Raw genomic sequence first — 23,415 nt, forward strand, 5'->3', positions numbered from 1 at the left:
GCTAATACTATGGAATTAAAATAACATCAAAAGGCTTTTTGGGCAGCGAATTAAACTTTCGCCCCATAAATTCTACTCTTGGATAATCTGGCTGCATCTCTGGAACGTAATGCCCCAACTTAGATTTAGAAACTATCCAGATCGTACCAGGTTTCTTATCCTTTGCTGAGATTGGGTAAGCATCTGGTGCTGGTTTAATAAAGTTCCACGCAATAGAGTTTTTCGGTAGTTTATAATCAAACACAAACCTAGCAGCTATTTCATCGATAGCATATTTTCTCTTTGGTTTATCTAATACAACTTCTCTAATTTTTTGGTATTGCGATTCTGTTACATATTCTCTCTCAATTAAAGATAATATATTTAGACTCTGGCTTGACAGAAAAATTAGTGTTGCCACTAAAAAGGCATAAATTCTTATTTTCGATCGCTCCTTAAACATTACACTTATAATCGATACAATGCCAACCCAGCAAAAGTAAAAGCTAAACCAAATTGCTCCTGCATAAAATAATACATTTAGAATAATTCCTATATTTGAACCAACCAACAAAATTTTTAACTTCCAATTATTAATTCTGTCTTTTTTCCAATAAATTCCCAAACTCAATAATATATATAAGATATAAGTAGGCAAGAGCAAAATATATCCATAATAACGAGTAATAAATTTTATAAATACCGGAATTGCTTCAATAGTTGAGGTTCTTCTATAGGAAGCGTGGAGAGCAAAAACTGATTTAAAACCATGAAAATCAAAATTAATACAAATTAAAAATAGGATTACCACTAAACATATTGCTGCCACGAATGCTAACAATCTTAGAGTAACATATTTGTATTTAGGAAAATTTTTATTGTTTTTATTATTAATAAAGTTAATTATTATTATTGCTATACCAAAAGATATTGCGTATGCAGAAGTAATTGGTGAAGTGAAAACAGCAATCCCAAGAAAGCAAAAGCCTAAAAAGTAACGCAGCCAGCTATCCTTTGTAAGTAACCATAGACCTAATGCCAAATAAGCCATTCCCAGAGCATCATGACGAAAACCTGAGCTTTGGAATGGATTAGGATTACAATGCCATGCCGCATAAATAATTGTTGTACAAAGTGCTGTCACTCTGGGAAAAGCATAAAATCTTAAGAGCAACGCCAAGCACAAAGAGAATATATTGTAACATAAATACTGGAAAAATAATAGGCTAGTTGTGCTAATTCCTGCCAATTTTAACCATGCTGCCAATGTAAAAGAATGAAAGGGGGGATGATAGTAAAACTTGCCACTACTAAATACTGAGTTCCATGCTTCTAAAAGTGGGTTAGTAAATTCTCCTCCTTTAGCTAAGTTAATCGCTGCGCCAATAAAGAATAAATCATCTTCATGAGGTAAAGGATAACGAAACAGAAATAGCACAGTCCAAAATGTGACTATAGGTATTGCTACTGTGATGACAAATTTTCTTAAAGAGTAAGTATTTTCCATCTTTATCTCTACAATATAAAAATTAAATTACCTAAAAATATTACTCACTATGTCTTTATATTTATGAATCCATTCATAAATTTCAGTTAAAGTATTTTCAGCATTTCTTTGAAGTTTCCATCCTGTAACTTCTGTAATCTTTCGAGAATCTGTAATATAAATCGGGACATCGCCCGATCGCGTTTCGTAAACTGGAGTAATAGGTATTTCATACCCAGTAATTTTTTGGCAAAGCTGAGTTGTTTCATACAGGGAAAGTGTATTTTCCATCCCACCACCAACATTAAAAGTTTTTCCTTTTAATTCTTCAAACCTTTCAATTTGAATATCTATTAAATCTAATAAATCTGCAATATGCAAAAAGTCTCTTACCTGCTTACCTGTTCCTCCATAACCGATATATTTAAGCGATTTTTGAAAATAATGAAATGCCATCCATAAAGCAAATACTCCTTGATCTACTTTTCCCATTTGCCAGGGTCCTGTCAGGACACCACAGCGATTAATTAAAGTTCTCATTTTATATGCCTCGGCGTATTCAGCTATCAATAATTCCGAAGCTAATTTGGTTGCACCATAGAGAGATCTTGCTCCATCTAGAGGAAATTCTTCCGAGATTCCTTGACTCGATACACCAGGTAAAGATTGCTCATCTAAAAGTTGAAACCGAGTTTCTGTTTCTATATATTTTAATTTGCTTAGATTTGCGATCGGATAAACTCGACTTGTAGACAAAAAGATAAAATCTGCCTGAGTTTGTCTAGCTAATTCCAAGCAATTTACAGTTCCTACCAAGTTAGTTTGGAGAACATAGCCAGGAGAATTATATCCAGCTAATACCGATGGTTCAGCGGAACATTCTAAAATTAAATTTGGTTGTAATGCTACTGGATCGAGGTCTTCTGTATTTCGGACATCACCGTGAACAAATTCAATTCCAGCTTGCTTTAATCTAGGTAAATTTAACTCCGAACCCCGCCTTTTTAAATTATCTAAAGCAGTAATTTTCCAGTCTGGATAACGCTCTGCTAATCCCAAACCTAAAGAACTGCCTACGAAACCTGCTCCTCCTGTAATTAAAACTCTTTTACTCATTAGGCTTTGCTCCGAAGTTGCGGTTGAGGGTATTTGCGAACATAATCACCTCTAGAAAGCCATTTTTCTAGAAATATAAAGAGGACAATAAATAAGTATCTGCTTCCCATTTCTTTGATTTTTAACTTAGAAATTCCGGTTTTGCGATTGCGCCAAGTAATCGGTATGGTTGTATGAGAATAACCTCTGACTATGGCTTTTAAAGGAATTTCAACTGTTAAGTTAAAGTGGTGAGATAAAAGCGGCGATACTCCTTCAATTACCTCTCTTCTGTAGGCTTTAAAAGCGTTAGTTGTATCATTAAAATTTAATCCAAATAAGACTTGAACGAATGTGTTGGCTAGACGATTGATCATCAGTTTATGGCTTGGATAATCTATTACTCTGCCACCTTTAATGAATCGGGAACCAAAAACACAATCGTAGCCTTGTTGAAGTTTGTAATAGTAATTAACTAAATCTTCGGGAGAATCTGAATTATCTGCCATCATAATGGCTACGGCATCTCCTTGAAAATTCTCTAAGCCACAGCGCACTGCAAAGCCAAAACCATTAGGATAATAGTTGTTGATATAATGCACTTTGCTGTTTTCAGAATTCAGCTGTTGTAAAATTTCTTCGGTACGATCGCGACTATTATCATTCACCACCAGAATTTCATAAGCAATTTTATGTTCCTCTAATGCTTTGCTGATAGCCTGAACTGTTTCTACAATCGAACCTTCTTCGTTATAAGCGGGAATTACCACTGATAATAGTTTAATTTGACCGTTATTTGGCGATTGCGATCGAACTTTCTCTCCTAAAAAAACTCTTTTTAAATCAGAACTATCTGCTAAAGCTGGTTCTAACCCCTCTGGATAATAAAGTTCAGAACTCTGAGAATTTGGTGTTTTAGTTGGAGTTTTAAATACTAACTTATCACTGATTAAATAGTTGATTGAAGCACTTACCGCTACACCTATTAAAGTATTGATTGCATAGTTTACTTTCAACCAATCCAAAACAGGAAATATTACAAAAATACGAGTTATAACAGCTGCACCTGCGGACAAATGATAAAGGGGAATCTGCTTTAACAACACTTCTTTAACTGTCCAAGCACCTCCCGGCCATACCCAAATCCGGTAAATAAAGAAACTTAGTAATAATGAAATTTCAATGGCAATTACATTGGAAACATTTCGCAAAACAGGCGTATTAAATCCGAGTCGATCGATCATCCAGTGGATGAGAAGCAAATTGACTAGTGCTGCTACTCCACCGCCTAAAAGGAACTTAAATACTCGTCCACGAAATAACTTTGTCAACATTTTTGTCAATTGATAAACAACAAAATCAAGCCTTCACTTTTCTTGAATTACTTTTATACCCATCGATTGACATTTTGGGAATAAATCTCTTTCAATATCTCCTTTATTCCATAAGTTAAGCTCCATTCAGGGTAATGATTTTTAAATTTCTGGATATCGCTAATCCACCAGATGTGGTCGCCAATTCTATTTGTTTCTGCATAAACCCAATTTAATTTTTTATCAGTTATTGCCTCACAATGTTGAATTGCTTCTAACATTGAGCAATTGCTAAAACGGCTTCCTCCAATGTTATATACTTCAGCTACGCGAGGATTTTGGTAGAAGTGATAAAAGGCATTTACCAAATCGTAACTATGAATATTGTCTCTTACCTGCTTGCCTTTATAACCATAAATTGTGTAAGGTTTTCCGGTCATTGTACACTTCATTAAATAAGATAAAAATCCGTGTAATTCTGCTCCCGAATGGCTAGGGCCAGTTAAACAACCACCTCTAAAACTAGCAGTTTTAATGCCAAAGTAACGCCCATATTCCTGAACCAATAGATCGGCGGCTACTTTAGAAACTCCAAACAAAGAATGCTTGGAGTTATCAATACTCATACTCTCATCAATACCTTGGTTATACTGATGATTCGCATCTATTTCCCAACGAAATTCTTGCTCGATCATGGGTAAATAATTTGGTGTATCTCCGTAAACTTTGTTAGTTGAACAGAAAATAAATACTGCATCTGGGCAAATGTCGCGGGTATTTTCTAGTAATACTAAAGTGCCGTTAGCGTTAACAGTAAAATCGGTATGAGGATCGCTAGCAGCCCAGTCATGAGAAGGTTGGGCGGCTGTATGAATTATCAGGCTAATATCTTTATTGTAGGTATTAAATAAATGAGAAACTGCTTCTCGATCGCGAATATCAATAGAATAATGAATATATTTATCTCCATATTTTTCTAAAAGGCGATCGCGATTCCATTCTGTAGAAGCGCCCTTACCAAAAAAAGTCTCTCTCATGTTGTTGTCTATGCCGACAACTGTGTAACCTTGATCGCAAAAAAAACGCACTGATTCCGAACCAATAAGACCCGCAGATCCTGTTACAAGAATAATCGTCATAATACGTTTTAACTCCGTTGAAAATCTGATGCAGTCCACTGGCAATAGAGGTTTGACAATTTATAGATATTACCATCCCATGTTAGCGATCGCACACGCTCCCAGCCGTTTTTCGCAATTTTTATTCGCATTTCTTCATCTTCCAACAAACGTATAACGGCATTTTCCATAGCATCAATATCATCGAAATCGCATAATATAGCTTGCTGTTCATTGCCCAATTCTGCACCAAAACCCGTCGGCGTAGTTACAGCTGCACAGCTACAAGCCATCGCTTCAGCAAGTGCAATTCCAAATCCCTCATATTGTGAAGGAAAGAAAAACACTTTTGCTTTGGCTAAACCGTCAGCTATTTCCCGATTAGAAAGACGCGGATGAACTACAATTTGGGGATGTAAATTGGTAGGAAAATAACCAAATACAGTATCCCTAGCTCCTCCTGTGCCATAGACATCAAAGTACACACTTGGGTTTTTTGTCAAGACCCGACTCATAACTGCACTTAGCTGATTTAAACCTTTACGCGCAATCCAGTTTCCCATAAAAGCCACCCGATTTTGCTTTTGACTGATGAAAGGCATAGACAAATATTCTTCATCTAATCCGGGTTCTACTACAGCGGTTCGTTCGACAGGGTAAAGCCCTAAATCCAAGACCCACTTTCGGTCTAATTCGCAAAGTGAGACAAAAGCATCAGCATAAGCGAAAGCCATGAGAGAAAATCGGGCGTGAGTTTGTTGCGCGAACCAATTGTATAATATGTTGCGTCCTGGGTTGTAGTTTTGGGAACGTTGGCGATCGATTAATTCTAATCCATTTGTGTGAGCAACCAGCAAAGGTCGTTTTGGCAACTTAGATAATTGCCAAGTCGCCAACCAAAATTCATCTCCATAAAACTCAATCACATCATATTGAGTTACTCGCAGTTTTTGTTGAACCAAATTCCAAGCACCCCAAGCTTGACGGAATTTTTTAGCTCTACCTACACCATGCCAAGTTTCGTAATCCTTGGGTTCAGCGACATCAACTGAATGTCCCAGATTTTGTAATCCTTGGGAGTACATTAACACAGTCTTTCCCGAACCGGATTTGGGATCTAAAGGACAGTTTGTTATGGACAGAATTCTCATTAACTATCTATTATTCTTTTCTAGAAATACGACTTGACCAAAGTAAACCAAATTTTTCGCCATAAGCTGTATTATAAGATATACGTGATATCTGATGGCCCGATTCTTGAATTAAAGTTTTTAAATCTTTAATGCTACGCTCGTCATACAAATGATACTCTAAACAAAAATATTGTGTTCGTTGTAACAAGCTTTTGTCACGCAATATTGACCACTCCGAGCCTTCACAATCCATTTTTAGCAGATCGATTTGGCGACTTTCAGCTACTTCGGATGCAGCTATAGATTTAACAGATGTTTTACCCGATTGATTAATCCGCCCAATTGTTGAGTCGCATTCTGTATCGAGCATTAAAACGCCCATTTCGTTACTAACTGCATAAGGAAATACTTTTATTCGAGTATCTTTTGAATTTTTATCTAACCATTTTAAGGCATTTGGGTTTGGTTCATAAGCGTAAATATCAGCATTAGGAAACAACAAGCTGCATAACTTACTGAACATACCGACATTAGCACCAATGTCTACAATTACCGATGGATTAACTTGTTTTGAATAATTAAAAATATCGTAGCAATCATCAATAATTACTTCTCGGTAACAAGTTATAGACCCTAAATTATCATCAGCAAATACTTGGCAACTTTTTCCATTTGCGGAAATCCAATATGGCGGATGTACCATTGCCATTCTAAAATAATGAAAATTAGAGCGAATCAAAATGTTTTTTAAATTAATTAATTTTTTATTAATTGATTGCATTTAGTTACTCCCTTATTTTAATAGATATACTTAATGGCTTTATTTAATTTCTATCCCAACGCTCTTTAACCATGTTTATCAGTTTATTTAAAGATAGGATTAAACTTCGATCGAAGTTAGCTCTGCGTATAAATGACAAACTATATCTTAATCCAAGTAAAGAATTACGTTTAAAATAAAAATTATAACAAATGCTAGCATAAAGCTGGCTTTTAATCACTTTAATATTATTTTTTCGCGTAACTGTAATTGGCTCAGCATAATGTTCAATTAATACACCTGGAATGCAGCGGCTGCGAAAGCCATGATGGTATAAATAAGCTCCGAATTCTAAGTAGCTAGAACCGAAGGGAAAGCACTCCACCATTTTATGTCCTCGATCGAACACTTCTCTGGGGTAAATTGTTGAGCCATCTGCGATCGCCCAGTTATTGTTAATATCTGTTACAAGCCCACCTACTCCTGATGGATATAGTTGAGCAGCTGTTTCTGCTGTCGCACAGTACTCGCCATTAATAAAACCAATTTCTCCTGTCGTCCATATAGATGTTGGATCTGACAAAACAGCTTCCATGCACTGCTGAATATGATCGTCTGGCAACACATGATCGTCATCCATTGTGCGTATGTGAGTCCCTTCACACGCTAAAGCAACATGATTTCTATTAGCATAAAGACCACGATGTGGCCCTATAATATATCGGCAGTCCCAACGAGAAGCGATCGCTTCTATTTCTTTTGTGAAATCTGGATCTGAGTCGTCAGATATTACTACTTCGTATGGCTGCACACTTTGAGAGCGCAAACTTTTCAAACAACGATCTAAACTCTCTGGTCTATTCCTAGTCACCAAGGCAATACTTAATCTAATTTGCTTTGATGGCAGTTGCATAAAATTCCCCAAAACTTCCTGATTTTACTTCTACACTTTATTATCTCAATTGCTCATTTAACCACATTATTTTCTACTTGAACTGCACGGACATTAAGTATCTAATATCTGCTCTAATAGCAGTTTTGCATCTGGTGCTACAGTTGTCAATCCTATATAATAAATCTTTTCTTCATCTGGCAATTTCTTTAATACTTTGGCATAAATATCTCCAGTAAGCGATTTTTTTTCACAGTTCGTCCATAGATTTAACTTGATAGTTTTAAAAATTTCTATATTTTGCTCGGTTCTGATTTCTGCTCCTTTGATTGATAGTTTGACTATAGTTGCTTCATATATATTATCAGTTATATGTTTGTCTTCTAAGATAGAGTACTGTAACAAAACTTCCTCTTTCAATGGCAGCAGAATATTTTCTTCTTTCCGCAAATCGAGGTTGTACTTTCCCTCTATTCCACCTACTTCATAAATTGAAATTGGATTGGTAGATCCTCTAGGTTGTACGTTCATTTCCGCATCTATTTTTACGATTTTTGCTGCTTCTTTGAAGGTAGATTCAGAGATTAAAATTTGCCCGCCTACTGTGTAGGATTCAATGCGGGCAGTTAAGTTTACATGATGTCCGACTACACCATATTTGGCGCGTTTTGCGGAACCGATATTTCCTACTACCACTTCTCCGGTGTTAATTCCTATTCCCATTTCGATTTTGGGCAGTCCTAAACGCTCATTTTTTTTGTTTACACTGTCCATTGCTAACTGCATTGATATGGCACAGGCGATCGCCCTTTCTGCATCATCTTCTCTTTGCGTTGGCGCACCAAACAGCACCAAAATTGCATCGCCAATAAATTCATCGATCGTTCCCTGATACTTGACTATTTGATCCGCCATTTCTCCTAAATAAATATTCAACATCGAAACAACTGTTTCTGGCGCTAACTCTTCGGAAACTGAAGAAAAACCTCGCAAATCTGACATTAATATTGTTACTTTTCGTCGTTCTCCACCAAGTTTAAATCCATCGGGTGATTCCAGCAAATTAGCTACTACTTCATCCGTCAAATAGAGACTAAAAGTTTTGCGAATTTCTCCAGCTGTGCGGGCAATATAGCTAATAATAACGCCTGCCGAGCCAATAAAGGCAATTACTGGCGGCACTACCGGAATCCACCAACCTGCTAAAAAAGCGAGATAACTTATTAAGAAAAAACTACCGATTACTAACAATATACCAGCCGTTCTTTTTACAGAAAATTTGCCCACACCTCCTCGATATCGCCATTGCCAAATTAAAACTGCGCCGATGGTAGCACCAAAGAAAATCCACAACCACTCTAACCATTCAGGTAAAGTTTTAATTAAAGGACGATCGTCCATAACCGCACTTAAAATCATACTGGTTAAATGAGCGTGAACTTCTACCCCAGAAGTTCTCTGAGGAATGCCGACTAAACTGCTACTATAAGGGGTATATGATAGGTCGTTTACGCTGGCTGCTGTCGAACCAATTAAGACAATACGATCGCGCATTAAATCACTAGGAATGCGATTTTTTAACACATCTAAAACCGAAATAATTTTAAAATTCCCTGCCCCACGAAAGTTTAATATTACCTGATATCCAGCTGCATCGGTACGAACATAACCACCATCATTTGCTTCAAAAGGAACAAAAACTACTTTTCCCAATTGCAAATCATTATTTTTAGCTGCTTTAGGCAATATACCTTTTTTTTCTAAATACATTAAGGCTAATCTCAAGCCTAAACTTTCTACTGGTTTACCGTTCTGGGAAATATATAAGAACTGTCGCCGAATTTTCCCATCTGTATCTAAAGGCAAATCGTTAGCACTAATTTGTCCTTTTTCCTTTAAAATTGGCGGCGGATTTACTGCTGGACCCCTATCATTACCTACGACTTTTTTAATCCCAATTAAATTTGGTGTAGTCTGGTATAACTGTAATAATTTCTGATGCTCGGCTTCAGTTCCTTCAGGTAAATCTCGATAAATATCTAAACCTATAGCTCTAGGTCGTTGTTGTTTAATTTTTTGCAATAATTCTACTAGAATCTTGTCTTTTATCGGCCATTGCTGTAACTCTTGTAAGTCTTTTTCATTAATTCCTACAATCACAATTCTAGAATCTCTAGCTTCTTTGGGACGCAGGTGAAACATTTGATCGTAAGCTGACAATTCTAAGAATTGAAACAATCCTATAAAACGTAAACCAATTACTAATGCAGTGACGCTTGGTGCCGTAATTAAGACTCCTCGCCATTCCCAAATTAGCTGTTTTAGCTTAGAAAACATATTAAATATACCAATTTGTAATCACTAAATCCTAGTTTGGTTCGGATGTACAGCAATTAAGTAATGGTTTTTCCACTATTACATTTAATCCGACAGACTCTAGGAGATTTTTCCACTGATTTTTTAGGTTTCGATCGTTAGGTTTTTGGCGCAGCAACTCAACTAAAGTAGTTAAACTGTCGTGCCAAATACCTGCGGCTGCATACAAGGCTGGACGATCGCTTGGTGCAGCATTTTTTAGTTTATTCACTAAACTAGGGCTCAATTCCGTTCGCTCCACCCATCCATCTACGATAACATTTCCACTTTTGTCTGTAATGTCTTCTTCGTTTTGCTTAGATGAACAGACCATTGTCAAGAACCAATGATACATTTTGCCCACCTCTAAAGGTGCAGATAATTCATCTTTGGGTAAAGTAAAACTGACAATACCTGAATTCTTAGGAACAGCAAGAGTTTTTTGGTAAATTATCCGACCATTTTTACTGTCTAGCAGCTTAAATTCCAATGCTTTAGCCCTAGATTGGGGAACATACCAAAAGAATGTAGGGTAGCCTGTTATCGTTAATCCTAAATTATTTTGGGGCATTAAGGAAGTGAGAACTCCTGCACTTTCTATACAACCTCCCCGCGACGCACCTCCCGCAGTAATCGCAGGTGCGCCTCTGTCTGGTGGCTGGTAACTCTGGCTTACTTGCCAAGCTAAATTTTTGCTCCTAGTTAGTTGTTGCTTTTGTCCTTTTACCTCTGATACTAAGTTAGGAGCGATCGCTAATCCTAAACACAGGCTTACTAGCAAAGTCTTCCCAGAGAAAGCAAATTTCATATTTTTCCTCAAATTTTCTTCCTATCTATTACAAGATAGACTCTAGTTTGGCTCAAATTGCTCCTAAGTGTCAGCATATTAGTTATACTCAATCTCATGTGGCCTTCTTTTCTTCCCAATTCCGTCGAGCAACTAACAGAATCTACCTCGATTGCTCTGGCACAAAACATCCAATATCAGCCAATTTTCACTCCCTTGAGCGAACAACCAATTGGCACAACTTACGTCAATTTGGGTAAACTGGGAACCCCAATTTTATTAGTTCATGGGTTCGATAGTTCGGTATTAGAGTTCCGTCGCTTGTTACCTATTCTGGCGGAAAAACAGGAAACTTGGGCGATCGATCTCTTAGGTTTTGGCTTTACAGAAAGAAACCCGCAACTTAAACTTAATCCTAGTGCGATCGCCACTCACCTCTACCATTCCTGGCAAACTTTAATCAACCAACCAGTAATTTTAGTCGGCGCTTCTATGGGAGGTGCAGCAGCGATCGACTTTACCCTAACTTATCCCGAAGTAGTAAAAAAATTAATTTTAATTGATAGTGCAGGTTTCACCGCCGGACCCGCAATGGGCAAATTTTTATTTCCCCCTTTGGGTTATTTAGCTACTGAATTTCTCCGAAATCCTCAAGTTCGTCAACGCATTAGTATTAACGCTTATTGCAACCCTAGTTTTGCTTCTGTTGATGCTCAATTATGTGCAGCATTACATTTACAAACCTCTGGTTGGGCACAAGCTTTAATTGCCTTTACCAAAAGCGGAGGTTACAGTTCTTTTAGGCAAAAACTTAAAGATATTGAGCAACCAACTTTAATTTTATGGGGAGAGTCCGATCGAATTTTAGGCACTGCTGATGCGGAAAAATTCGCTAATACGATCGCCAAAAGCAAACTAATCTGGATTGCCAATTGTGGTCATGTACCGCATCTAGAAAAACCAGAACTTACCGCGCAACATATTTTCAACTTCATCACAGAAACCGATCGGTGATTGCTTACTTTTGCAGCACTATCTGTTCACACATCCGTTGTTCTAAATCATCTAACAAACTATCCACATCTCTCGCCACCTCAGTAAAACAATCAGGTGGTGAAGGTTCCGGTTCAAACTGCACCAACTTAATTTGACCACTACCAATGCCGATAATCAAAACTTCTTGCTTCGGATTATGTGCATCTAAAATGCCCAGAATTTCCTGAAGTTGATTCTCGACCTTTTGATTTAATGCTTCGATCGCATTTCTGGGGCAGTATACAAAATGCGGTTTAGGTTCCAGATCGATACCCAAAGTATCTTCACTTTCTCCCCTTTGTAACTTTAACCCCCAAGCTAGGGCAGCCAACTCTTTCTGATTTTGCTTGACAAATTCGTTTAACTGTTGTCGCCAGTTATTCGCGCCCTGATTTGACTGGGTACTACCAAACATCATAATTACTTGTTTTCTGTCGTTGCCAATGTGAATGCAAATTTCTTGCTCAAACATTACTCGCCAAAGGTTAGCATAAATTTTCCCTAGTTCGAGTACTCGTTTGTTTTGCTTCAGAATCTACCACTTTGCCATAATTAATTACACAAGATAGCATTGTTTTATCAAACAGGTGGTAGTTTTCCGCTTAAATCTTAAACTTTTGCTATCTTAACGGCTATTATCACCCCTAGAAGCATAATTTAAAATTACCATAAGTAATATTTGTGGCAATCTTGTCCGAAAATCGAAATCAGATCCTGGGCATCTAAAATGAATTTTACTCATTTAATTCTGACAAAACCAACTCTGCCCAACTTTCTCTTTGCAGGAATAGGCAAAGAAACTCAAATGCACCTGTAGCAGACCAAACTAACTCAAACTAACATCATTAATATTAACGCCTATTTTCCCCAGATCAATAACCAAGACATGATTTTTCCATTATTTGCCCTCTGTATTGAAAGCAGTTAGCTAAAATTTAGTTAAGTTCAGCTACCCAGCCTGGAACCCCAAACACCAATCGCTGATAAGATCGAAGTTTTCAGCATCCTCAACAACATCATGGGTAACATTTTCGGACATTTATTTCGCATTAGCACATTTGGTGAATCTCATGGCGGCGGAGTCGGAGTAGTCATTGACGGTTGTCCACCACGATTAGAAATCACTCCGGCAGAAATTCAACAAGAATTAGACAGAAGACGACCTGGACAGAGTAAAATTACTACCCCCCGTAAAGAAGCCGATCGCTGCGAAATTCTTTCTGGTGTTTTTGAAGGAAAAACATTAGGAACCTCTATCACAATTTTGGTGAAAAATCAAGACACTCGACCCCAAGATTACGATGAAATGGCAGTAAAATATCGCCCGTCCCATGCCGATGCGACTTATGACGCGAAATATGGGATACGCAACTGGCAAGGCGGGGGGCGATCGTCGGCGCGAGAGACAATCGGGAGAGTGGCAGCGGGTGCGATCGCCAAAAAAATCCTTAGACAAACCGCCAACATCGAAATTATCGGTTACGTTAAGCGCATCAAAGACCTCGAAGCAGTGGTTGACCCCAACACAGTGACGATCGAACAAGTAGAAAGTAACATCGTTCGCTGTCCCGACTCCGAATGTGCAGATCGGATGATCGAACTAATTGAGGAAGTAAGGAAACAAGGCGATTCGATCGGTGGCGTAGTAGAATGCGTGGCACGTAACATTCCTCCCGGATTAGGCGAGCCAGTATTCGATAAACTAGAAGCAGACTTAGCTAAAGGTGTGATGTCCTTACCCGCCAGTAAAGGATTTGAAATTGGTTCCGGCTTTGCTGGTACTTTACTAACAGGCAGCGAACACAACGACGAATTTTATACTGATGCAGAAGGACAGATCCGAACCGTTACCAACCGATCGGGCGGTATTCAGGGTGGCATTTCCAACGGTGAAAATATCATCATCCGAGTAGCGTTTAAACCAACTGCTACGATCCAAAAAGAACAGCGTACTGTAACCCATGAAGGAGAAGCAACCACCTTGGCAGCCAAAGGCAGACATGACCCTTGCGTACTACCCAGAGCAGTGCCTATGGTAGAAGCAATGGTTGCCTTAGTGTTGTGCGATCACCTTCTGCGGCAACAGGGGCAATGCGGCACCTTGAAATTTGAAGTTACACATGAAAAATAGCAATTCTTCTGACGAATTTCTAGTTCAATTCTGGGGTGTCCGAGGTAGTATCCCAACCCCTGGAAACCAAACTGCGCGATACGGAGGCAACACCTCCTGTATCGAAATGCAAATCGGTGGCAAACGCCTAATTTTCGATGGCGGTAGCGGTTTGCACGTTTTGGGTAGAGAACTACTCAAAACTATGCCTGTAGAAGCATATATGTTCTTTACCCATTACCATTGGGATCATATTCAAGGCGTACCAATGTTTATCCCAGCTTTTGTTGAGGGTAATCATTTTCAAATTTTTGGCGCAGTTCCCGATCAAAATGGCTCTTTAGAACAACATTTTATGGAGCGAGTGCTTCACCCCAATTCCCCAGTTCCCATTAAAGGAATGCAGGCAAATATAGAATTTTCTCACATTTCTTGCGGGGATACATTCAAAATTGACGATATCATCATTGAAACAGGCCCCCTGAATCATCCAAATGGCGCTATGGGTTATCGCGTCACCTGGCAAGGACATTCGGTATTTTACTGTACGGATACAGAACATTATCCTGACCATATAGATGAAAATGTGCTGCAATTAGCTAATAATGCAGACCTGTTAATTTACGATTCCATGTATACCGATGAGGAATATCATAATCCCAAATCTCCGAAAGTTGGCTGGGGGCATTCAACTTGGGAAGAAGGGGTAAAAGTATGCGAAGCAGCTGGAGTTAAAAGGTTTGTGAAATTTCACCACGAACCTGCTCATAGCGATGACTTTCTCGATAAACTCGAAGAAAAAATCCTCGCTGCTTCTTCCAATGCTGTCTTAGCTAAAGAAGGAATGATTTTAAAAGTAGTTTAGGAGAATTATCAGTTGGAAATTGGCAAAGAGTTTACAATTTGAAATATTTAGATTCTCAACCCTATTTTCCCTGAGATAAGCAACGATGACTATGACAACTGATAATTCTCGGACATTACCTTTACCACCTGGAAACTTTGGGTTGCCTTTGATTGGAGAGCGTTTGTCAGGTATGTAGAGACGTTTCATGAAACGTCTCTACAGCGGGTAAAAATTTAGGTTAGATATTTTGTTGTTTAATTACATTTTGTAACAAATGATGCGGTCTTTTTTTGCTAGTTCTGCATCTAGATTAGAGGATGTTTCTGGGCAATTAAACTAAAAAATGGGGCAAACAATTTATTCTTTCTCTACCCTTGTACTCTAAAATAGAGATTTGGCTTTTAATATGTATGACCCGCATCTATTCCTGAGAGTTTGACTAGGGGTAGGTTCGCTGCGGCTTATGTATATAAACCCAAGCCGTAAAGTTGAGCAAGCTAATTTTATTATGATCGATCCGATTCGCTTCCTGATGTGTCCTCCCGATCACTACGACGTAGATTATGTGATTAATCCCTGGATGGAGGGCAATATACACAAGTCTTCGCGCGATCGCGCCGTCGAACAGTGGGAAAAACTGCACCACGTCTTAAAAGATCATGCTTTAGTTGATTTGGTTAACCCGGAGAAAGGTTGGCCTGATATGGTATTTACCGCTAATGCTGGTTTAGTATTAGGTAAAACTGTAGTTTTAAGTCGTTTTTATCATAAGGAACGTCAAGGGGAAGAACCTTATTTCAAAAAGTGGTTTGAAGACCAAGGTTATACTGTTTACGAGTTACCGAAAGATTTGCCTTTTGAAGGTGCGGGTGATGCTTTACTCGATCGCGAAGGTCGTTGGTTATGGGCGGGTTATGGTTTCCGTTCGGAATTAGATTCTCACCCTTATTTGGCAAAATGGTTAGATATTGAAGTGCTTTCTTTGCGCTTAATTGATGAGCGATTCTATCATTTAGATACTTGCTTTTGTCCTTTAGCTGGTGGTTATTTACTTTACTATCCTCCAGCATTTGATTCCTATTCAAATCGTTTGATTGAAATGCGAGTTGCGCCAGAAAAACGCATTGCGATCGCAGAAGCAGACGCAGTTAACTTTGCTTGTAACGCTGTCAACGTTGATGACGTAGTGGTGATGAATAAAACAAGTGACAGCTTAAAGCAACGGTTGAAAGAATGTGGTTTTCAGGTAATAGAAACACCATTAACTGAGTTTTTAAAAGCTGGTGGGGCGGCGAAATGCTTGACTTTGCGGGTAACTGAACCTGTGAGAGTGGAAGTTCACAGTTTAGTTTCTGTGGAAAGTCGCACTATTCGCTTGGAAGGTCATTTGTTGGATTCTGGTTTAATTAATCAGGCTTTAGACTTAATTGTAGAAAATGGTGGTAGTTTTCAAGTCCTAAATTTCCATTTGGGAGAACAACGCCAAAGCACTTCTTCTGCTGAGATAAAAGTTTCTGCTCCCGATCGTGAGATTATGGAAGAGATTATGTCTCAGTTGATCGATCTGGGTGCGTTACCTCCGCCTCAAGAAATTTGTGATGTAAATACGGAACCTGTAACTATTCCTGGTGTTGCGCCAGATGACTTTTACGTTACTACAATTTACCCAACGGAAGTGCGCGTACAATGCGAATGGGTGAAGGTACAAAATCAGCGGATGGATGGTGCGATCGCAGTAAACTTTACTCCAGACGGACCGATCGCTAAATGTAAATTACTCAGAGATTTGGAAATTAGCGATCATGTAATTGTGGGTGTGGAAGGTATCCGCACAATTCGCAAAACAGAGTCTCGCGAACAAAGAAATACTCAAGAATTCAGCTTTATGGGTTCGGGTGTTTCCAGCGAACGCCGTGTAGAATTGGTGGTGGAACAAATCGCTTGGGAATTGCGCCAAATCCGCGATCAAGGCGGTAAAGTGGTGGTGACAGCAGGGCCAGTGGTGATTCATACTGGTGGTGCAGAACATCTTTCCTGGTTGATCAGGGAAGGTTACGTGCAAGCTTTGTTGGGTGGAAATGCGATCGCAGTTCACGACATCGAACAAGCAATGATGGGAACCTCGTTAGGTGTGGATATGAAGCGAGGTGTTGCTGTTCGCGGTGGGCACCGTCACCACTTAAAGGTAATTAACACCATTCGTCGTTATGGAAGTATCGCCAAAGCTGTGGAAAATGGCGTAATTAAAAATGGCGTAATGTACGAATGTGTTCGCAGCAATGTGCCTTTCTGTTTAGCTGGTTCAATTCGTGATGATGGCCCTTTACCAGATACCGAAATGGATTTGATTAAGGCACAAGAAGAGTATGCCAGATTGCTGCAAGGTGCCGACATGATTTTAATGCTTTCTTCCATGTTGCACTCGATCGGTGTGGGTAATATGACACCTGCGGGCGTGAAGATGGTTTGTGTGGATATTAACCCAGCTGTTGTTACTAAGTTAAGCGATCGGGGTTCGATCGAATCTGTCGGTGTTGTTACCGATGTGGGTTTATTCCTCAGTTTGCTAACCAAACAATTGGATAAATTAACTAGTCCTTATCAAATCGCTAAGACTATTTAGTTTAGCCCAATCTTTTAGATATTTCATCTGCCCTAATTTACAAATTTTGGGCAGTTTTTTTTATGAGATTCCTAAGAAACAAATTTGCTCAAACTCTTGTTCATTTCATCTATTGTGGGAGTTTCTTCGCCCTTTTGGGGGTTCAGATCTTGCACCAGTTCTAAAATACGCCTGAGACTCAAGTTCCAGACTCATAGTGCAAGATCTAAGTTAGAGACAGGGAAGGTCGCCTGTTATGCTAACATATTACCTGTAAACATATAGATTTCCTGCTAATAAACTCAGTAAAACATATTCTTTGCCAACAAAGAGGAAATCATGATAAGTATCACTGATTTAAAAGAGCTTTATGAAGTCGATGACATTAAATGGTTGGATACGACCATCAAACTTCTGAAAAATCGACAATTTGACTCACTCGATCTGGAAAATTTAATTGAGGAATTAGAAGAATTGGGTAGAAGAGAGAGAAATGCTGTAGTCAGTCTTTTAGAGCAGATAATTCGGCACTTATTATTGCTAGAATATTGGACAAATGAAAGAGATAATAATTCTGCTCATTGGCAAAGTGAAATTTATAATTTTAGAGTACAACTAAATCGAAAATTAACAACAACCCTTCTTAATTACTTAGAAGATGAATTAGAACAGATCTACCAGGATGCAAAAGGTTATGTGGAATTAAAAACTCAGAATTCGGTTGAGTTTCCTTCTCAATGCCCCTACTCTCTTGATGAACTACGCGATCGGACTTGGTGGCCTAGATAATTCCACTTGTTGAAAGCAGACAAATTGGACTGATGTAAAAAAGGCAGTAATTTCTATTGTTGTTAACTCTCAGACAAGAAATTAAATCCTAAGAAAATAGCTGCGATCGTTCCTGAAACTCGAATTTCCCCATTAGTAATTTTAGTCATTACCTGAGCAATTGGGATTAAAACTACTTCCACTTCTTCTGTAATATCAAGATTTTGTTTTCCGGTTAACTGCACATTTTTTGCCAAAAATAAGTGAATTTTATTCGTATCTTTAATCGGATTATCGTATAAAGTTGCCAATTTAATCAACTCCTCTGCAACATAACCTGTTTCTTCTTCTAGTTCTCTTCGCGCCGCAACTTCCGCATCTTCTATTTCTGGGTGAAAACTTCCTGCTGGAAGTTCTAATAAAATTTCCCCAGTCGCGTGTCGATATTGGCGCACAAACACAATTTCTTGATTTTCAGTAACGGGGAAAACTAAGGCAATATCTGGACGAACTACGACGAAAAAATCATCAATGATTTCCCCTTTCGGCAATTCTACTTCATCTTGCCGAATTGACACCCATTTATTATTAAAAACGAGTTTTGATTTAAGAATTTTCCATTTTTTTATTGTCATTTTCCCAGTCCCCAGTCCCCAATCCCCAATCCCCAATCACTGCTTAAACCATTCTGTAATTCCATCTGCTAAAATTGCAGCTAACTTACTTTGTTCTTGAGGATTTGTTACCCATTCAAATTCAAAAGGGTTGCTCATAAAACCTAATTCTAATAATACTGAAGGGGCGGAATAAGGGCGAGTTAATGCGAGGTTATTCCAATACACTCCGTAGGAAGGGCGGTTTAATTTTTGCACTACATATTTTTGCAAAAATACTGCTAAACTATGGGCTTGAGAATGATACCAAAAAGTTCCCACACCGCTAGTATTAAAAGCGTCGCCATAGTCGGGAAGGGAGTTATGATGAATGGAAATTGCGATCGCAGGTTGTACACTATCAATCATCGCTACCCGTTCTGGCAAAGATACAGTTTTATCATCCTCTCTCGTCATCAAAACTGTTGCACCCCTGGCAACTAATTGGTCTCGCAATAATCGAGATACACTCAGATTAGCATCTTTTTCCAAATAACCATTTGGCCCTGCTGCCCCTGGTTCTGTTCCCCCATGTCCGGGATCTAATAAAATAGTAATACCCGTTAAAGGTTTCTCAATTTGTGAGGAAGGTGTTGGTGAATGTCTTAAAGTTAAAACTAAACTCGTTCCTTCATATTTTAGTTGATAACCCCATTGCCGATCGGACTTTAAATTAAAGGTATACTGCACTTGATTTGGTGCGACTTGTTGCCAATCCAAACGAGAAATTAACGGGTTATCATCAAGGCGAATAGTATCAGTTTGGGCTGTGGTGTTGTAAAGTGTAAGGGTGAAAGTACGATCGCCTTGTTGTACGCTCACAGGTACAGGAACTTGCAAGGGAAATGTTACTTGAGTTGCACCGGGAATTTCTCGCGCACTCACGCTCCGAATAATCGATTTTGGTGGTACACTTCCTCTGGAAATTCGCACTTCTGCGGCTTTAATCCAACCACCATAATCTAATCTTATCCAGTCACCTTCTCGCCCAGTTATTGTTGCTACTGTGCCTTTTGGTAAAGGTGTTAAACGTGAATTATCTGTGCTTGGCCCAGTGCGGGCAACTCCTTCATTTACAATTATTTCAGCTATTTCTAAATCTGCGGGAGTTAATATGGAAATTTTGCCTTTACCTACCTGAGATACAGTATTTCCATTTGCAGTTAATTGAAATTCTGGAAATCCTAATTCTCCCGCTTCTGAAGGAACAGCGCAACCTTCATATTTTCCAATTACTGAAGTAGTAATTGGTTGATTTTGATTGGCTAAAACTGCTGAATTGGAGGGCAATTCTACATTTTTTACTTGAGGAGATAAAGGAATATTTTGATCGCCTAATTTAACAGTAACTTTAGCGTTGCTTGGTGCGATCGCACTAAAACAAATCAACTCTCCCGGTAATCTAGCAATATTTACTGAAGGTAACAAGGAACCTTGAGCAAAAGCTAAACCTTTTGGTAAATTTGCTTGTTGAGAAATCCGATTGACTTTAATCTGTCTTTGTTGATTCTGATAGCGGAAAACAAAGACATTTTCGCCTACTTTTAAAGCAAATCTCGGCGCAAAATGTCCTGCCGGACTCCTTTGAATTGGTTGCCCATTTACTAACACATCGCCTGCGGGTGGTGCAGAACCCAAAAAAAACATTTTATCAGAACTTGTTTGATATTCGCTCTGTGGAGGGAAAGAAATAATTAAGGATTGTTGTGCCATAGTAATCTCTGTAATTGAACTAAATATAGTAAAAGCAATTCCAATTCCTAACCCAGCTAATTTTACAGGTTTTTCCATGAGTAATCTTGCATCCTTAACGATTTTCTAAAATTCTGGTTGGCAATCCATCAATACTGGTTTGATTCTTCTGTTGCCAATAGTCAAAAATTCCCTGTTCGCCCTTTTTAATCGCCCATTCTTTCAAAGTTTGCCTTTCCTCCTTAAACTCAAAAATTGGTACGCCATAACCGCAAGAGGTTTGCACTGAATCGATATTTAAGACAATAATTTGTCGTTCTCCCGGTAAAGAATCAAACAAATTATAAAACTGCGACCATTCTACATCTTTCGGACTCATTACCTGCCCTTTGCCATAAAGTCTTAAAATCAAAGGTTTCTCCGTAAAACTGCAAAACATAATTGTCATTCGCTCATTTTCATATAAATGAGCCGCCGTTTCATTGCCACTACCAGTTAAATCTAAATAAGCCACAGTTTTGGCATCAAGACAACGAAAAGTATTAATACCTTTGGGTGATAAATTAATTCGCCCAGAATTTGGCGCAGTAGCAGTAAAAAATACCTTTTGTTCTTCAATAAATTGGCGTAAACGATCGTCCAACTGAGTGTAAAATTTAGCCATAAATAACCTCGATACATCATTAGAGATTTACAAAAGATCGACTAAAAGAAATTTTGGGTAAAATTAACGGAATAACTCTTTGACAAAAATGCTATCCTGTGTAAGGGGTTGTAGACCATAATCACAAAGGTTAGGATTGTGGCACAATTAACCGGGTAGCTTGGAAGAACGCTCTCAATTTAAGCATTTTATGGCTAAGTTTGTCTTTGTAACAGGCGGTGTAGTTTCTAGTATTGGCAAGGGAATTGTAGCAGCAAGCTTGGGGCGGTTGCTCAAGTCGCGGGATTATTCTGTCTCCATCCTGAAACTAGACCCATATATTAACGTCGATCCGGGAACAATGAGTCCCTTTCAACATGGAGAAGTTTTTGTCACCGAAGATGGTGCGGAAACAGATTTAGATTTAGGACACTACGAACGCTTTACAGATACATCAATGTCTCGCCTCAATAGTGTTACTACAGGCGCAATATATCAGGCGGTAATTAATAAAGAACGACGTGGTGATTATATGGGGGGAACAGTGCAAGTAATTCCCCATATTACTAATGAAATTAAAGAGCGCATTCACCGAGTTGCTAAAAATACTAATCCTGATGTGGTAATTACAGAAATTGGTGGCACAGTAGGAGATATTGAATCGCTGCCATTTTTAGAAGCAATTCGCCAATTTCGGAAAGATGTGGGAAGGCAAAATGTGCTTTATATGCACGTTACTTTAGTACCTTGGATTCCCTCAGCGGGGGAAATGAAAACTAAACCAACGCAGCATTCAGTAAAGGAATTGCGATCGATCGGGATTCAACCAGATATTCTAGTATGTCGGAGCGATCGGCCAATTCCCAATAGTCTCAAACGTAAATTATCCGAATTTTGCGATGTAGCAGAAGAATGTGTCATTGCTTCCATTGATGCTAAAAGTATTTATGAAGTACCGCTACTTTTAGAAAGGGAAGGATTAGCTCAACAAGCATTAGAATTATTGCAATTAGAACAGCGCAAACCTAATTTAAGTAATTGGCAAACTTTAGTCGATCGCCTTTATAGTCCTAAAAATAGCATTGAAATTGCTATTGTAGGTAAATATGTCAGCTTAAGTGATGCTTACTTATCAATGGTAGAAGCCTTGCGTCATGGTGCGATCGAACTTTCCCTCGACCTAAAGTTAAAATGGGTAAACTCAGAAGATATTGAAGCTGAAAATGCAGAAAAATATCTGCAAAATGTTGATGGTATAGTTGTGCCCGGAGGATTTGGCAGTCGCGGTGTAGATGGTAAAATTAGCGCTGTAGAATACGCCCGAAAACATCAAATTCCCTTCTTAGGTTTATGCTTAGGAATGCAATGTTCTGTTTTGGAATGGGCAAGAAATGTCGCTGGATTAAAAGATGCAAATAGTGCCGAATTTAATCCGAATACTCCTAATCCAGTGATTAACCTTTTGCCCGAACAACATGATGTAGTAAACTTGGGCGGTACCATGAGATTGGGACTTTACCCTTGTCGATTAGCACCGAATACTTTGGCTAAACAACTCTATCAAAAAGAAGTAGTTTATGAACGCCATCGTCACAGGTACGAATTTAACAACGCTTATCGCAACCTGTTTTTAGAAAATGGCTATATTATTAGCGGTACTTCACCCGATGGGCGCTTAGTAGAAATTATCGAACTTACCAGTCATCCGTTCTTCATTGCTACCCAATTTCACCCAGAATTTCAATCGCGTCTGAGTACACCTCACCCTTTATTTAAAGGCTTTATTGAAGCAGCCTTTAACAAAGTTAAATCTGGAGAAAGCGTAACTTCTATACCCAGTCAAAAATTCATTATTTCACCAACAGTAAATACCATCGAACAAGTGATAATTGCTGATGCTGATAAAGACCCCATTTTGAATGCTACAACAGAAATTAAATACTGAAAATTAACCACTTAAAATGGACAATTTCACCCAGGAAAGGCAGAAGTGAGAAAGGGAAAAAAGGGAAAGGTGAAAAAAATACTTTTTAGCCTTTCCCTCTAGCTTTATCAGCTGAGTCAATTGAAAACTTTCAATATGAATTAGCTGAACTATTTTATACTCAAGGAAACAGATTTATACGGATTGATTAAAAAACGAGTGA

19 protein-coding genes are annotated in these 23,415 nt (G+C 38.6%); 6 read left to right on the forward strand and 13 right to left on the reverse strand.

The features are described 5' to 3' along the window. Positions 1 to 7 precede the first annotated feature (7 nt). The 9 genes from ACE1CA_RS02460 to ACE1CA_RS02500 all read right to left on the reverse strand — a co-directional run bounded on the left by ACE1CA_RS02460 (position 8) and on the right by ACE1CA_RS02500 (position 10,939). A complete protein-coding gene (locus tag ACE1CA_RS02460) occupies positions 8 to 1,486 on the reverse strand; it encodes a glycosyltransferase family 39 protein (RefSeq protein WP_413276269.1) in 1,479 nt (492 codons plus the stop codon). A gap of 27 nt (positions 1,487 to 1,513) precedes the next feature. Continuing rightward, complete coding sequence (locus ACE1CA_RS02465) at positions 1,514 to 2,581, reverse strand: NAD-dependent epimerase/dehydratase family protein (RefSeq protein WP_413276270.1); 1,068 nt, start codon at positions 2,579 to 2,581, stop codon at positions 1,514 to 1,516. Beyond that, positions 2,581 to 3,894, reverse strand: coding sequence for a glycosyltransferase (locus ACE1CA_RS02470; RefSeq protein ID WP_413276271.1), 1,314 nt, complete (start codon positions 3,892 to 3,894; stop codon positions 2,581 to 2,583). The genes ACE1CA_RS02465 and ACE1CA_RS02470 overlap by 1 nt, the downstream gene beginning before the upstream one ends. 53 nt (positions 3,895 to 3,947) lie before the next feature. Next, positions 3,948 to 5,012, reverse strand: a complete 1,065-nt coding sequence (locus ACE1CA_RS02475; RefSeq protein ID WP_413276272.1) for an NAD-dependent epimerase/dehydratase family protein — start codon at positions 5,010 to 5,012, stop codon at positions 3,948 to 3,950. Positions 5,013 to 5,020: 8 nt separating this feature from the next. Then, positions 5,021 to 6,142: a glycosyltransferase family 4 protein gene (locus tag ACE1CA_RS02480; RefSeq protein ID WP_413276273.1), complete on the reverse strand. Its 1,122-nt coding sequence runs from the start codon at positions 6,140 to 6,142 to the stop codon at positions 5,021 to 5,023. 10 nt (positions 6,143 to 6,152) lie between these two features. Then, positions 6,153 to 6,827: an FkbM family methyltransferase gene (locus tag ACE1CA_RS02485; RefSeq protein ID WP_486517626.1), complete on the reverse strand. Its 675-nt coding sequence runs from the start codon at positions 6,825 to 6,827 to the stop codon at positions 6,153 to 6,155. Between the two features lie 121 nt (positions 6,828 to 6,948). Continuing rightward, positions 6,949 to 7,797: a glycosyltransferase family 2 protein gene (locus ACE1CA_RS02490; protein WP_413276275.1), complete on the reverse strand. Its 849-nt coding sequence runs from the start codon at positions 7,795 to 7,797 to the stop codon at positions 6,949 to 6,951. Positions 7,798 to 7,890: 93 nt separating this feature from the next. Further along, entirely contained in the window at positions 7,891 to 10,113 is a 2,223-nt protein-coding gene (locus tag ACE1CA_RS02495; protein ID WP_413276276.1) for a CHASE2 domain-containing protein, read from the reverse strand. Positions 10,114 to 10,144: 31 nt separating this feature from the next. After that, positions 10,145 to 10,939: a DUF928 domain-containing protein gene (locus ACE1CA_RS02500; RefSeq protein ID WP_413276277.1), complete on the reverse strand. Its 795-nt coding sequence runs from the start codon at positions 10,937 to 10,939 to the stop codon at positions 10,145 to 10,147. Between the two features lie 96 nt (positions 10,940 to 11,035). Between ACE1CA_RS02500 and ACE1CA_RS02505 the strand changes: the two genes are divergently transcribed. Further along, positions 11,036 to 11,932 carry an alpha/beta fold hydrolase gene (locus ACE1CA_RS02505; RefSeq protein WP_413276278.1) on the forward strand — a complete coding sequence of 299 codons (897 nt, stop codon included), beginning with the start codon at positions 11,036 to 11,038 and terminating at the stop codon, positions 11,930 to 11,932. Positions 11,933 to 11,936: 4 nt separating this feature from the next. Here the strand turns inward: ACE1CA_RS02505 and ccmS are convergent, their stop codons facing one another. After that, positions 11,937 to 12,371, reverse strand: a complete 435-nt coding sequence (gene ccmS, locus ACE1CA_RS02510) for a beta-carboxysome assembly chaperone CcmS (RefSeq protein ID WP_459563565.1) — start codon at positions 12,369 to 12,371, stop codon at positions 11,937 to 11,939. A gap of 600 nt (positions 12,372 to 12,971) precedes the next feature. On the opposite strand from ccmS, the gene aroC reads away from it, so the two are divergent. From aroC to ACE1CA_RS02530, 4 genes are all read left to right on the forward strand, one after another. Continuing rightward, positions 12,972 to 14,084, forward strand: a complete 1,113-nt coding sequence (aroC, locus tag ACE1CA_RS02515; protein WP_413276280.1) for a chorismate synthase — start codon at positions 12,972 to 12,974, stop codon at positions 14,082 to 14,084. Then, on the forward strand, positions 14,074 to 14,928 hold the full coding sequence (locus ACE1CA_RS02520; protein WP_413276281.1) for an MBL fold metallo-hydrolase: 855 nt from the start codon (positions 14,074 to 14,076) through the stop codon (positions 14,926 to 14,928). Before aroC ends, ACE1CA_RS02520 begins: the two co-directional genes overlap by 11 nt. Before the next feature lie 490 nt (positions 14,929 to 15,418). Beyond that, a complete protein-coding gene (gene argZ, locus ACE1CA_RS02525; protein WP_413276295.1) occupies positions 15,419 to 17,533 on the forward strand; it encodes a bifunctional arginine dihydrolase/ornithine cyclodeaminase in 2,115 nt (704 codons plus the stop codon). A 318-nt stretch (positions 17,534 to 17,851) separates the two neighbouring features. Continuing rightward, a complete protein-coding gene (locus ACE1CA_RS02530; protein WP_413276282.1) occupies positions 17,852 to 18,301 on the forward strand; it encodes a DUF29 domain-containing protein in 450 nt (149 codons plus the stop codon). 62 nt (positions 18,302 to 18,363) lie between these two features. On the opposite strand, the gene ACE1CA_RS02535 is transcribed toward ACE1CA_RS02530, so the two are convergent. Genes ACE1CA_RS02535 through ACE1CA_RS02545 form a run of 3 tightly spaced genes read right to left on the reverse strand, consistent with a single transcriptional unit; the run spans position 18,364 to position 21,289 of the window. Beyond that, positions 18,364 to 18,915, reverse strand: a complete 552-nt coding sequence (locus tag ACE1CA_RS02535) for an NUDIX hydrolase (RefSeq protein WP_413276283.1) — start codon at positions 18,913 to 18,915, stop codon at positions 18,364 to 18,366. Between the two features lie 36 nt (positions 18,916 to 18,951). Further along, positions 18,952 to 20,724, reverse strand: coding sequence for an N-acetylmuramoyl-L-alanine amidase (locus tag ACE1CA_RS02540; RefSeq protein ID WP_413276284.1), 1,773 nt, complete (start codon positions 20,722 to 20,724; stop codon positions 18,952 to 18,954). Positions 20,725 to 20,740: 16 nt separating this feature from the next. Then, entirely contained in the window at positions 20,741 to 21,289 is a 549-nt protein-coding gene (locus ACE1CA_RS02545; protein WP_413276285.1) for a pyridoxamine 5'-phosphate oxidase family protein, read from the reverse strand. 190 nt (positions 21,290 to 21,479) lie between these two features. Between ACE1CA_RS02545 and pyrG the strand changes: the two genes are divergently transcribed. Further along, positions 21,480 to 23,213: a CTP synthase gene (pyrG, locus tag ACE1CA_RS02550; protein WP_413276286.1), complete on the forward strand. Its 1,734-nt coding sequence runs from the start codon at positions 21,480 to 21,482 to the stop codon at positions 23,211 to 23,213. Positions 23,214 to 23,415: the final 202 nt, after the last annotated feature.

The organism is Floridaenema evergladense BLCC-F167 (genome assembly GCF_041929205.2).
GTDB classification, from domain to species: domain Bacteria; phylum Cyanobacteriota; class Cyanobacteriia; order Cyanobacteriales; family Aerosakkonemataceae; genus Floridanema; species Floridanema evergladense.